The 14,257-nt window shown below is 69.3% G+C and carries 3 protein-coding genes; all 3 read right to left on the bottom strand.

Annotated features, from left to right (window positions below; translation table 11 throughout):
* On the bottom strand, positions 1 to 9,255 hold a 9,255-nt coding region (locus tag A5747_RS24690), incomplete at its 3' end, for a non-ribosomal peptide synthetase (protein WP_142245694.1).
* A complete protein-coding gene (locus A5747_RS25820; RefSeq protein ID WP_142245693.1) occupies positions 9,242 to 13,813 on the bottom strand; it encodes a non-ribosomal peptide synthetase in 4,572 nt (1,523 codons plus the stop codon). The genes A5747_RS25820 and A5747_RS24690, both read right to left, overlap by 14 nt.
* Before the next feature lie 22 nt (positions 13,814 to 13,835).
* Positions 13,836 to 14,063, bottom strand: a complete 228-nt coding sequence (locus tag A5747_RS22480; protein WP_076128432.1) for an MbtH family protein — start codon at positions 14,061 to 14,063, stop codon at positions 13,836 to 13,838.
* Positions 14,064 to 14,257: the final 194 nt, after the last annotated feature.

The following is a 14,257-nucleotide window of genomic DNA, read 5'->3' as shown; positions in this document are numbered from 1 at the left end:
AAGGACCTGGCCGTAGATGCCGGCGACGATGTCCTCGGTGGGGGTGGCCGGGGCGCGGTAACCGCCGGCGTCCTGGTACTCCGGCGCCGGCAGGGCGCGTTTGTCGAGCTTGCCGTTGACCGTCAGCGGCAGGGCATCGATCACCATGACCGCGGCGGGGACCATGTAGGCCGGGAGCCGCTCGGCCAGCTGGGCGCGCACCCGGGCCGCGTCGGTGTTCCCGGTGACATAGCCGACCAGGCGCTTGTCGCCGGGTTGGTCCTCGCGGGCGATCACCACCGCTTGGCGCACCCCGTCCACGCTGGCCAGCGCGGCCTGGATTTCACCGAGCTCGATGCGATAACCGCGGATCTTGACCTGGTCGTCGGCGCGCCCGAGGTACTGCAGCTGCCCGTCGGCGCCCCAGCACACCAGGTCGCCGGTGCGATACATCCGCGACCCGGGCACCCCGAAGGGGCACGCCACAAACCGCGACGCGGTCAAGCCGGCCCGCCGCACGTATCCGTACCCCGCGCCGGAACCGGCCACATACAGCTCACCGATCACGCCGGGCGGTGTCGGCCGCAACCACCCGTCCAGCACAAAAAAGGCGAGATGCGCCAACGGGCCCCCGACGGGGCTGACATTGGTGACGGCGTCGCCGTCGACGATCTGCCGCAGCGAGGCGTGCACCGTTGTCTCGGTGGTGCCGTACATGTTGATCAGGCGGGGCAATCCGGGATGGTCGTGCATCCACTGCTTGAGGCGTTGGGGTTCCAGCGCCTCGCCGGCGAAGATCACGGTCCGCAGGTTCAGCCGTTGGCCCAGCTCCGGTGATTGCGCGTCGGCGGCTTGCAGCGCATAAAACGCCGACGGGGTCTGACTCAGGACGCCGACTTGCTCCGCGACCAGGAGGGAGTGGAACTCTTCCGGTGAACGCGCCACCGACTCGGGCACCACCACCAGCCGCCCGCCGTGCAGGAGCGCGCCCCACATCTCGCACACCGACACGTCGAAGGCCAGCGAATGCCATTGCGACCACACATCGGTCAGCTCCAGGCTGTCGCCCATGGAGTCCAGCAGCTCGATCACGTTGTGGTGGGTGATCGCGACACCCTTGGGGACTCCAGTGGTCCCCGAGGTGTAGATCAGGTAAGCGATTTCGTCGGGGGCCGGGGCCGGCAATGCGGTGCTGGGCTGGGCTGCGATGCGCGGGTCGTGGATGTCGATGGCCAGCAGGTCCTGTCCGGCCAGCCGGTCGGCGTGCGCGGTGGCGGTGATCGCGGCGATCGGCGCGGCATCGCCGAGCACGAACTGCATCCGAGCGTCCGGCACCGCGGGGTCGATCGGCACATAGGCCGCACCGGTTTTCAGCACCGCCAGGATCGACACGATCGCCTCGGCCGAGCGCGACAGCAGTAGCGCCACGCGCTGCCCCGGCCCGGCACCGTGGCCAATCAGCAAGTGCGCCAACCGGTTCGACGCCTCGTCCAGCTCGCGGTAGGTCATGCTGCGGCCGTCGAACGTCAGCGCCACGGTGTGCGGTGAGCGATTCACCTGCGCGGCGAACACCGCCGGAATCGATACCGTGGGGGTCGCGGGTTGGGTCAGCGCCGCGCGGTTGGCCCAGCCATCCAGGCGGGCCTGCTCCCCGGCGTCGAGCACGTCCACGGTGGAAAGCCGCCGCGTCGGATCGGCGGTGATCGCCACCAAGACCCGCCGCAGCCGGTCGATGAGGGTTTCGATGCTGGCCGCGTCGAAGACGTCGGTGCGAAATTCCACGCTTCCGCCGATCCCGGCGGGCTGGCCGTCCTCGGTCCAGCGTTCCGCCAACGAAAACGTCAAATCCATGCGGGCGCTATGGGTATCGGCCGGCAGCGGGCTGACCTCGAGATCACCCAGCGCCATCCCGCCGGGGTCGCTGTCTTGCCAGTTCTGCCAGGCGAGCATCACCTGAACCAACGGGTGATGGGCCAATGAGCGGGCCGGGTTGAGCCGCTCGACCAACACCTCGAACGGCACGTCCTGATGCTCGTAGGCGGCCAGGCTGCGTTGGCGCACCTGCGCCAGTAATTCGGCGATCGTGGGATCGCCGGCCACATCGAGGCGCAGCACCAAGGTGTTGACGAAGAAACCGACCAAGTCATCCAGTGCGGTGTCGCGTCGCCCGGCGATCGGGAATCCCACGGCCACATCGCTTGTCGCGCTGATCTTCGCCAGCAGCACCGCCAACGCGGCCTGCATCACCATGAAGCTGGTCGCGTTGTGTTCCGCCGCCACGCGGCGCAGCTGCTGCTGCACCTCGACGGGCCACTCCACCGCCACGGTGGCCCCGCGGTAATCGGCCACCGGCGGGTAGGGCCGATCGGTGGGCAACGCAAGGCGCTCGGGCATTCCCGCCAAAGCGCCCTCCCAGTACGCCAATTGGGCGCCGATCCGGCTCTCGGGGTCGTCGAGTTCACCGAATTGCGCGCGCTGCCACAGCGTGTAATCGACGTACTGCACCGGCAACGGCATCCACCCCGGCGCCTGCCCGACCGCGCGGCTGGCGTAGGCCACACCCAGATCGCGCACCAGCGGGCCGATCGAGAGCCCGTCGGCCGCGATGTGATGCACGACGGCCGCTAGCATATGGTCGTCGTCGGCGGTCCGGAAAAGCCGCGCCCGCAACGGAATCGCGGAAGAAAGATCGAATTCGTAGCCCGCCATTTCCTCGATCGCCGCCGCCAGCTGGCTTTCCGACCAGCCCACGGCGTCGACGACATCCCAGCCGAAATCGGCCCGCTCAACCGGGATCACCACCTGCTGGGGTTGGCCGTGCGGGGCGACGAACACGGTGCGCAGGCTTTCGTGCCGGGCCACCACATCGCCCAGCGCGGCGCCCAATGCCTCGGCGTCCAACGGCCCGCGCAGCCGCAGGGCCACCGCCATGTTGTAAACCGGTGAGGGACCGTGCAATTGGTCCAAGAACCACAACCGGTTCTGGGTGAACGACAACGGCACCACCGCCGGCCGCTCCCCCGCCACCAGGGGCTGCAGCCCGTCCCCCTCGGCGCCGACACGCAGGGCCAACTGCGCCACCGTCGGGGCCTCGAACAAGACACGCACCGCAAGCCCAGCGTCCAGCGACTTGTTGGCGGCGGCGATCACCCGCATCGCCGAAAGCGAATCCCCACCCAGCTCGAAGAACGAGTCGTCAACCCCGACCCGCTCCAGGCCGAGAACCTGGGCGTAGATGCCCGCCAGGATCTCCTCCACCGCACCCGACGGGGCGCGATAAACGGCGCCGTCCTGGTACTCCGGTGCCGGTAGCGACCGGACGTCGAGTTTCCCGTTGGGTGTCAGGGGCAGCGCGTCGACGACGACGATCGCGGCGGGCACCATATACGGCGGCAGCTGGTCGGCCAGCTTCGCGCGCAGGCGAGCTGGCTCGACCGTCCCCGTGACATAGCCCACCAGCCGCTTGTCGCCGGGCCGATCCTCGCGGGCGATCACCGCCGCGTCGTCCACCCCGTCCAGGCCGGCCAGCGCCGAGCGCACGTCGCCGAGTTCGATGCGATAGCCGCGGACCTTGACCTGCTCGTCGGCGCGGCCCAGGTACTGCAGCTGCCCGTCGGCCCGCCAGCGCACCAGATCCCCGGTGCGATACATCCGCGTCCCGGCCCCGCCGAACGGGCACGCCACAAACCGCGACGCGGTCAAACCCGCCCGCCGGACATAGCCGCAGCTGACGCCGCGGCCGGCCGCATACAACTCCCCGACCACCCCGGCCGGCACCGGCCGCAACCACTTGTCCAGCACAAACAACGCCGACCCGGGCACCGGCGAGCCGATCGGCACGATCCCCGACCCCGGCGCCAGCGGCGCGCTCAACGTCACCACCATCGTCGTCTCGGTCGGGCCGCAGGCGTTGAGCATCAGTCGCCCCGGCGCCCACCGATCCACCACGTCGGTCGGGCAGGCCTCGCCGGCCACGATCAACGCCATCTGTCCCAACTCCTGCGGCGACAACGTCGCCACGGCGGACGGGGTCCAGGTGAGGAGGCTGACCCGTTCCCTGACGAGCAGGGCGTGGAAGTCTTCGGACGCGGCGGCAACCGATTCCGGCACCACCACCACGCGCCCGCCGTGCAACAGCGGGCCCCAGATCTCCCACACCGACGTGTCGAAGCCATAGGAATTGCACTGCGTCCAAACCCCCGGCGGCACATATGAATCCGCCACCGCCAGGAACTGGGTCACGTTGCGGTGGGTTACGGCGACCCCTTTGGGGACACCGGTCGTGCCCGAGGTGTAGATGATGTGGGCGATGTCGTCCGGTGCGGGTCCGGGTAGTGCGCTGCTGGGCTGGGCGCGAATCCGCGGGTCGTCGACATCGATGACCGCCACCCCGTGCCCCTGTAGCCGGTCGGCGTGCTCGGCGGTGGTGATCGCGGCGATGGGCGCGGCATCGGCCAGCATGAACTCGATCCGCGCGTCGGGGTGCGCGGGGTCGATCGGCAGGTAGGCGGCCCCGGTCTTGAGCACCGCCGCAATCGCCACGATCGCCTCGGCCGACCGGGCAAACAGCACCGCCACTGACTGCCCCGGGCCGGCGCCATGCCCAGAAAGCAAGTGCGCCAACCGATTCGACGCCTCGTCGACCTCGCGGTACGTCCACGACCGCTCCCCATACCTGATCGCCACGGCCTCCGGAGCCCGGGCGACCTGCGCGGCGAACAACGCCGGAATGGACGCCCCGGCGGCCGGGGGCTGGGCCAGCACCGCCCGGTTACCCCACCGGTCCAGCTGGGCTTGCTGATCGTCGTCGAGGAGATCGATCGACGACAGCCGCCGTGCCGGGTCGGTGGTGAGGGCCACCAACACCCGTCGCAACCGCTCGATCAGCCCCTCGATGCTGGCCGCGTCGAAAACGTCGGTGCGAAACTCCACCTCCCCGCCGATCCCGGCGGGCTCGCCGGCGTCGGTCCAGCGTTCGGCGAGGGAAAACGCGAGGTCCATGCGGGCGGTGTGGGTGTCCACCGGCAGCGGCGTGACCCGCAGGTCGCCCAGGCTCAGCGTGGCGGGCTCGTTGTTCTGCCAGGCCAACAACACCTGCACCAGCGGATGGTGGGCCTGGCTCCGGGTGGGGTTGAGGCGCTCGACCAGGACCTCGAAGGGCACGTCCTGGTGTTCGTAGGCGGCCAGGCTGCGCTGGCGCACCTGGTCCAACAGTTCGGTGGCGGTGGGATCGCCGGTCAGGTCGACACGCAGCACCAGGGTGTTGATGAAGGACCCCACCAGCTCGTCGAGCGCGGGGTCGCGCCGCCCGGCGATCGGGAACCCCACCGCCACGTCGTCGGTGGCGCCCAGCGTGGACAGCAACACCGCCAGGGCGGCCTGCATCACCATGAAGCTGGTCGCGTCGTGCTTGCGGGCCACGTCGCGCACCCGCTGCTGCAGGTCCGCCGGCCAGTCGACCGAAACCCGGGCACCGCGGTAATCGCCGACCGCCGGGTAGGGCCGGTCGGTGGGAAGTTCCAGCCGCTCGGGCATCCCGGCGAGGGCGTCCTGCCAGTAGGCCAGCTGCGCGGCCATGCGGCTGTCGCTGTCGTCGAGCTCACCGAACTGGGTCCGCTGCCACAGCGTGTAGTCGACGTACTGCACCGGCAGGGGCGTCCAGTCGGGGGCTTGCCCCATGGACCGCCTGGCGTACGCCACACCCAGGTCACGCACCAGCGGCTTCACCGACCAGCCGTCGGCGGCGATGTGGTGCACGGCGGCCACCAGCACGTGCTCGTGCTCGTCGACGCGGAAAAGCCTTGCCCGCAAAGGGATCTCGGCGGCCAGGTCAAACGTGTACTGCACCGAGGTGCCGACGGCTTCCTGCAGCCGGCTTTCCGGCCAGCCGGTGGCGTCGACGACGTCCCAACCGAAGTCGATCCGCTCGACCGGCAGCACTACCTGCTGGGGGATGCCGTCGTGCGCGGCGAACACTGTCCGCAGACTTTCGTGGCGGGCCACCACGTCGGCCAGGGCGGCACCCAATGCGTCGGCGTCGAGGCGCCCGCGCAGGCGCAACGCCACCGCCATGTTGTAGATCGGGGACGGTCCTTGCAGCTGGTCCAGGAACCACAACCGGTTCTGGGCAAACGAGAGCGGAATCACCGCCGGCCGCTCCCCGGCCACCAAGGGCTCCAGCCCGTCCCCGCCCGTACCGATGCGCGGCGCCAACTGCGCCACCGTGGGCGCCTCGAAGAGGGTTCGCACCGAAACGCCGGCGTTCAACGACTTGTTGATCGAGGCGATCACCCGCATCGCCAGCAGCGAATCCCCGCCCAGGTCGAAGAACGACTCGTCCACGCCGACCCGGTCCAGCCCCAACACCTGGGCGTAGATCCCCGACACGATCTCCTCGGTCAGGGTCGCCGGGGCGCGGTAGCCACCGGCGTCCGAGTATTCCGGCGCCGGCAGGGCGCGGGTGTCGAGCTTGCCGTTGACCGTCAACGGCAGCGCGTCCAACACCACCACCGCGGCCGGGACCATGTACTCGGGCAGCCGCTCGGCCAGCCCCGCGCGCGCCGTGGCCGGCTCGACGGTCCCGGTGACATACCCCACCAGGCGCTTGTCGCCGGGGCGGTCCTCGCGGGCGATCACCACCGCCTGCTCCACCCCGTCCACGCCGGCCAGCGCGGCCTGGATTTCGCCGAGCTCGATGCGATAGCCCCGGATCTTGACTTGCGCGTCGGCCCGCCCGAGGTAGTGCAGCTGCCCGTCGGCGCCCCAGGAGACAAGATCGCCGGTGCGATACATGCGTGCCCCGGGTCCGCCGAACGGGCAGGCCACAAATCGCGTGGCCGTCAACGCCGCCCGGCCGACATACCCATACCCCTGGCCGGGGCCGGCAACATACAACTCCCCGACGACGCCGGCGGGCACCGGTCGTAACCAGCCGTCGAGCACAAAGAAGCCAAGATGTCCCAGCGGCACCCCGATGGGGCTGACGTTGACGTCGACGTCGTCGCCGCCGATCTCGCGGAACGAGGCGTGCACCGTCGTCTCGGTGATGCCGTACATGTTGATCAGCCGCGGCGATCCGGGGTGGTTGTCCAGCCAGGCCCGAAGACGTTGTGGTTCAAGCGCTTCGCCGCCGAACACCACCGTCTCGAGCGTGAGCTGTTCTCGCGGCGACTGCGCGTCGACGGCCTGCAGCGCATAGAACGCCGACGGGGTCTGGCTCAGCACGCTGACCCGTTCGCGAATCAGCAAGGCGCGCAAGTCTTCCGGCGAGCGCACCACCGCCTCGGGCGCCACCACCAGGCGCCCGCCGTGCAACAGCGCGCCGAAGACCTCCCACACCGAGAAGTCGAAGGCCAGGGAATGGCATTGGGTCCACGCCTGCCCCGGCGACAGCTCCAGGTCGGCGTCGAGCACCTCGAGCAGCCGAATCACGTTGCGGTGGGCGACGGCCACCCCCTTGGGGACGCCGGTCGTGCCCGAGGTGTAGATCAGGTAGGCGATCTCATCCGCGCCCGGCGCCGGCAACCCCGTGCTGGGCTGGGCGCGAATCCGCGGGTCGTCGGTACGGAGGACGGGAAGGTCGGTCCCGGCCAGCCGCTCGGCCAGCTCGGGGGTGGTGATCGCGGCGGCGGGCGCGGCATCGCCGAGCACGAACTGCATCCGCGCGTCCGGCACCACCGGGTCGATCGGCACATACGCCGCACCGGTTTTGAGCACCGCCAAGATCGCCACGACCGCCTCGGCCGACCGGGGAAACAACAGCGCCACCCGCTCACCCGGACCGACGCCCTGGCCGATCAGCAAGTGCGCCAACCGATTCGACGCCTCATCCAGCTCGCGGTACGTCGTGCCGCGGCCTTCGAAAGTCAGCGCCACCGCGTCGGGTGCGCCCGCGACCTGTGTGGCGAACGACGCCGGAATCGACGCCGACGCGCTGGCCGGCCGAGTGAGCGCCGCCCGGTTGGCCCATCCGTCCAGGCGGGCGCGTTCCTCGGCGTCCAGCACATCCATCGCCGACAACCGCTGGGCGGGATCGGCGGCCATCGCCGCCAAGATGTGCTGCAGCCGCCCGATCAGTGTGTCGATGGTGGATGCGTCGAACACGTCGGTGTCGAATTCGACGCGCAGGCCCAATTCGCTGCCCGGCAGCACCTGCACGGCGAGCGGGTAGTGGTTGTATTCGCGGTTGGTGAACTCGGTGACGGTCAGCCCGTCGACGCCCGACAACACCTCGATGTCGATCGGGTAGTTCTCGAACGCCAAGAGGGTGTCGAACAACTGGTTGTGACCGGTGACGCGGTGGATGTCGCGCAGCGCCAAGTGCTGGTGGTCGAGGGTGTCGTTGTGGACCTGCTGCAGCCGATCGAGCAGGTCCGCGACGGTGGTGCCCGGCGTCATCTGAGCGCGCACCGGCACCGTGTTGATCAGCAGCCCCACCATCGAATCCGCGCCCAGCACCTCGGCGGGCCGACCCGAGACGGTGACGCCGAAGGCGACATCGTGCTGGCCGGTCAGCAGGGTCAGCAGCTGCGCCCAGGCGCCCTGCACGACGATGTTGACCGTGGTCCGGCAGGACCGCGCGAGCTCTCCGACGTTGCGGGTGACCTCCGCCGGGACCCGGAACGAGGCAACGGCGCGCCGCCCCAGCTTGAGCCGATCGGGCGGGCCGACCAGGGTCGGCGCCTCGAAACCGGCGAGCGCCGCCTGCCACGCCGCGCGGGCAGCGCCGACGTCTCGATCGGCCAGCCAGGTGACAAACCGGCGATACGGCGCGGCCGCGGGCAGCCGCTGGCCGTAATAGCTGGCGAAGATTTCCTGCAGCACGATCGGCAACGACCAGCCGTCGACCACGATGTGGTGAAAGGTCAGGACGAACCGGTGCTGATGCGGTGCCGTACGGATCAGCGCCGCCCGAAAAGCCGACTCCTCGGCGAGATCCCGGACCGCCGCGCGCTCGGCGGCACAGAGCCGTTGGACCTGCTCCTCGACGTCGGCGTCGGTGCCGCCGTCCAAATCGACGTACTGCCAACCGGTCTCGGGATCGGCCGGGATGATCTGCACCGGCTGGTCGAATTGTTCGGAGAACAACGCCGCCAGGTTGGGATGCCGGTTGACCATGGTTTGCACCGCATCGCGCAGGCGATGTGGGTCTAGCGGTCCGGTCGCGGTGATGTCGAGCTGCACGGCGTACAGATCGTCGCCACCTTGTACGGTGCTGGCGTGGAAGAGCAGCCCCTGTTGCAGTGGGGTCAGGGGCAGTACGTCAGCGATCCGCATAGTGGCGCTGGAGCTCGTCGATCTGCTGCTGGCTGAGACCGGCGAGCGCGATATCAGACGGCGTCAACCCGCCTCCACCGCCGCGCACATGCGCGCAGATACCGGCCAGGGCCTCGAACCACAATTGGCTCAGCCGGTTGACGTGCGCGTGAGTCAGCGCCGAGGGCGCCCAGGTCCAGTTGGCCTGCAGGCGCGGGCCCGAGCCGGTGTCGACGGTGCCGGCATTGAGCTCCAGGGTGTGCATCAGCGGCATGGGTATTGCCGCGCTGGCACCGCCGGCCGCCAAACCATCCTGGCAGAGTCGCCACAGGTCGTCGGACATCTCGGCCGCCGACGCGCCCATGCGCCCCAGGTAGTTGAATCCGATCGGCGGGTCGGCCTCGGCCAGGTCGACGTCGGGGTTCAGGTAGCGCAGCACCCCATAGGTCAGCGGGTCCGGGAGCGCCCGAAGCTGCTCTTTCGCGTCCTTGAGCACCGCACCAAGCGCGGCTTCACCGGCTCCCACCTGCGCCCAGCGCAGCCCACCAAGGGCAAGGGACACCGGGTATTTGGTGGTAAACCAACCCACCGTGCGCGACAGATCGACATCGGCGCCCAGCTCCTCGTGGCGTCCGTGGCCCTCGACGTCGATGCCGATCGGCGTGCCACCGGTGCCCAAGAACTCCGAAAGCGCCAACCCGAACGCGATCAACAAAATGTCTTGCACCCCAGCGCGAAACGCGGCCGGCACCTCACCGAGCAGCATGCGGGTGGTCTCGACGTCCAGCTCCGCCGACAACTGCCCGGCGCTGACGTAGCTGTCAACCTCCGGTTGGACCTCGGGCAGCACCGCCGGGATCGCCGCCACCTGGCGCCACGCCTCGATCTGATCGACCACCGCCGGATCGTGTGCGTGCTCGGCCAGCAGCTTCGCCCACCGGGCGAACGAGGTGCCGCCGGCCGGCAACGCCACCGGCTGCCCGCTGTGATGCTGGGCCCACGCAATGTTGAGGTCTTCCAACAGGATTCGCCAGGACACCCCGTCGACGGCCAGATGGTGGACGATCAACGCCAACTGTCCGGTGGAGGCCGCCCACACCGCGCTGAGCATCGCGCCGGCGGCCGGGTTCAACCGCGACCGCGCATCGACCAGGACCTCATCGGAGAGCACGTCGACCGATTGCAGGCACGCGCCCGCGTCCACCGATCCCACGTCGGGCACCTGCAGCGACCAACCCCCGGCGCCGTCGTCGTCGACGCGCAGCCGCATCATGGCGTGCCGATCCAGCAGCGCCTGCAGCACGACCTTGACGTCGGCCTCGCTGACGCCGGCCGGAGCCGCGACGACCACGGTCTGGTTGAACTGGTCAACCGGGCCGTCCATGTCGTTGAGCCACCGCATGATCGGGGTGGCCACCACCGCGCCGAGGCCCTCGTCGACCACGTCGCCCGAACCGTCGGCGACACCGGCCACCCGGGCCAGCCGGGCCACGGTCTGCTCGACGAAGATGTCGCGCGGACGGCACACCACACCGGCCGCCCGGGCCCGGGCCACCACCTGCATCGACAGGATGCTGTCGCCGCCCAGCTCGAAGAACGACTCGTCGACGCCCACCCGCTCGACACCGAGCACCTGGGCGTAGATGCCGGCCAGGATCTCCTCGACCGCGCTGACGGGGGCGCGATAACGATCGGCATCGGAGTATTCCGGTGCGGGCAGGGCGCGCTTGTCGAGCTTGCCGTTGACCGTCAGCGGCAGCGCCTCCAGCCTCACCACCGCGGCCGGCACCATGTAGGACGGCAGCCGCTCGGCCAGCGCGGCGCGCGCCGCGGCCGGCTCGGCGGTTCCGGTCGTGTACCCCACCAGTCGCTTGTCGCCCGGGCGGTCCTCACGGACGATCACCACCGCCTGCTGGACCCCGCCCACGCGGGCCAGGGCCGCCTGGACTTCACCCAGCTCGATCCGGTAGCCGCGGATCTTGACCTGCTCGTCGGCGCGGCCCAGGTATTCCAGCTGCCCATCGCCACGCCAAGACACCAGATCGCCCGTGCGATACATCCGTGTTCCCGGCGCTTCGGGCTCGCTGAACGGGCAGGCCACGAACCGCGTTGCAGTCAGCCCGCCCCGCCCGACGTAGCCGTGTCCCAGGCCGGAACCGGCCACATACAGCTCGCCGACCACCCCGGCCGGGACAGGCCGCATCCAGCCGTCCAGCACGAAAAAGCCCAGGTGCTCGAGCGGCACCCCGATGGGACTGGCGGTGCTGTCGATGTCGGCGCCGCCGATCTCCCGGAACGAGGCGTGCACGGTGGTCTCGGTGGTGCCGTACATGTTGATCAGTCGCGGCAGTCCGGGGTGGTTGTGCAGCCATTTCTTGAGGCGTTGGGGTTCCAGCGCCTCGCCGGCAAATATCACCGTTTGGAGCTTCAGCTGGCGGCCCAGCTCGGGCGACAGCGCGTCGGCGGTTTGCAGCGCGTAGAACGCCGACGGCGTCTGGCTCAACACGGTGACCTGTTCCCTGACCAGCAGGGCGTGGAAGTCTTCCGGTGAGCGTGCGACCGATTCGGGCACCACCACCAGCCGACCACCGTGCAGCAGCGCGCCCCAGATCTCGCAGACCGAGACGTCGAAGGCCAGGGAATGCCATTGCGACCAGACCTGGCCGGTCAATTCCAGGCTGTCGTCCAGCGTCTTCATCAGCTGGATCACGTTGTGGTGGGTGATCGCCACGCCCTTGGGCACACCGGTGGTGCCCGAGGTGTAGATCAGGTAGGCGGTCTCGTCGGCCGCCGGGGCCGGCAGCGCCGTGCTGGGGTGGGTGGCGATCCGCGGGTCGTCGACATCGATGACCAGCAGCTCGTGCCCGTCCAGCCGGCCGGCCAGCTCGGTGGTGGTCAGCGCCACAAGCGGGGCGGCGTCCTCGAGCATGAACTCGATGCGGGCCGCCGGCACCGCCGGGTCGATCGGCACATAGGCCGCCCCGGTCTTCAGCACCGCCAAGATCGACACGATGGCCTCGGCCGATCGGGAGAACAGCAACGCCACCCGCTGCCCCGGCCCCACTCCCTCGCCAACCAGCAAGTGCGCCAACCGGTTCGACGCCTCATCGAGCTCGCGGTAGGTGGTGCAGCGGCCCGCGAAGCTCACCGCCGCGGCCTCCGGCACGCGCGCGACCTGACCCGCAAACAACGCCGGGATCGAGGCGGCGGGCGCCGGCAGCTCGGCCAGCACGGGCCGGTTGCCGACCTCGTCGATGCGGGCCCGCTCGGCCTCGTCGAGCAGATCGATCGACGACAGCGGTCGTGTCGGGTCGGCGGTCATCGCCGTGAACACCCGCTCCAGGCGCTTGGCCAACTCGCCGATATCGCAGTTCGCAAACAATTGGCCGGTACCCGGCGTGCTGAGGAAGAGCTTTTCCTCGTCGCGGAAAAAGACCAGCCGGAACTGATCCCCCAAACCGTCGTGGGTCAGCGTCGCCGTCACGGCGGAACCGGCGAGGTCCGTCAGGTGTGTCGTCGGAATGAAATTAAGCCCGACCCGATTCGACGCCTGCCCGAAGGCGTGGAAGTGCGCCGCGTTCTCCATGGCGTGCACCGGGAAACGCTGGTGCTGCAACGTCTCGCGGATCCGCGTGTCGACGTGGGCACAGAATTCGGCGATCGACGCGCTCGGTGACGCCGTCAATACCAGCGGGACAACCCCGGAGATCATCCCGGGCACCAACTTGAGCTGCGGATCCACCCGGCGGCTCACCGGGAAGTCGAACACGACCTGCGAGCCCTCACCCTCGCAGCCGCCCACCAGCAGCGCGCAGGCCGCCGTCAGCACCGACGATCGGCGCATCCCCAACGCCCGCGCCAACTCGTCCATCCCGGCCACCGCGGCCGGGTCCAGCTCCACCGGGGCACCAAACTCGTGGGGGTCACGCCCGCCGGCCTCGACCACCGACCCGGCCTGGCGTTCGCTGTCCGGCGGCAGGTGATCCGCCCAGTAGGCCCGGTCCTCGTCGTAGTCGACGGAGGCTTCGTACGCCAGCTCGCAATCGACCAGATCGGTCAGCGACCCGAAAAACGCGGGTGGGGCCGACACGCCCTCGGTCATCGCGTTGTAGACGGTCGCCAGCCGGTGCAGAACAAAGGCGAGGCCGACGCCGTCGGTGACGATGTGGTGGCAGCAGACGAAGAAATAGAACTCATCGATGCGGGTCTGCATCAACGCGAATTTGAACAGCGGACCGCTCAGCGGCATCACCGTGCGCTGAATCGACGACGCCAGCCGGTAGGCGTCGCGTTCGGGATCCTGCGAGCCCATCAGGTCATAGCGCGCCAGCTCCACGTGCGGGTCGTCCACGATCTTCTGGAAAACCTGGCCGTCCTGCTGGAAAAACGACGCCCGCAGCGGTTCGGCCTCGCTGACGGCGTGACGGATCGCCGATTCGAACACATCGGTGTCGAGCGGTCCGGCGATGCGCACAAACACGCCCAATTGCCACCTGGCGCCGAAGAGCCCGGTCTCCTCGGCCAGCCAGATGTCCTGCTGCGCTCGTGTCAGCGGAAGTGCCCGGTCCTCAAGTTCCATACGATCCCCCAAGCCCGATGGTCTACTTCTCTGCCTGAACCGCTGCCAGCCTCTCGCGCAGACTCCTCGGCCGGATATCGGTCCAGTTCTGTTCGATGTAGTCCAGACATGCAGCGCGCTCGGCTTCGCCGTAAACCACCCGCCAGCCGGCAGGAACATCGGCGAAGACCGGCCACAGACTGTGCTGCTCCTCGTCGTTGACCAACACGAGAAAGCTGCCACCGTCGTCGTCGAACGGATTGACGCTCACCGATTCTCCGTACCCGCTAGTCGAAATGAAGGAAACCCCTCACAAACGGTAATGGAGCCCAGCAGGGCCTGTATGCGCTTTCGAAAAAGTCCCTGGTGCGATCCGAGTGACTCTCGACACAACTCCCCGATCAGTACCCGATACGGGCTTCCGCGGCTGGCGCTTCCGGCGCTCTGAGCTGCGACGATGGGTTC

Source organism: Mycobacterium sp. IS-836 (genome assembly GCF_001954275.1).
In the GTDB taxonomy this organism is placed as follows: domain Bacteria; phylum Actinomycetota; class Actinomycetes; order Mycobacteriales; family Mycobacteriaceae; genus Mycobacterium.
Note: the sequence above shows the minus strand (reverse complement) of the source record. Positions and strands in the feature narration are given on the sequence as shown.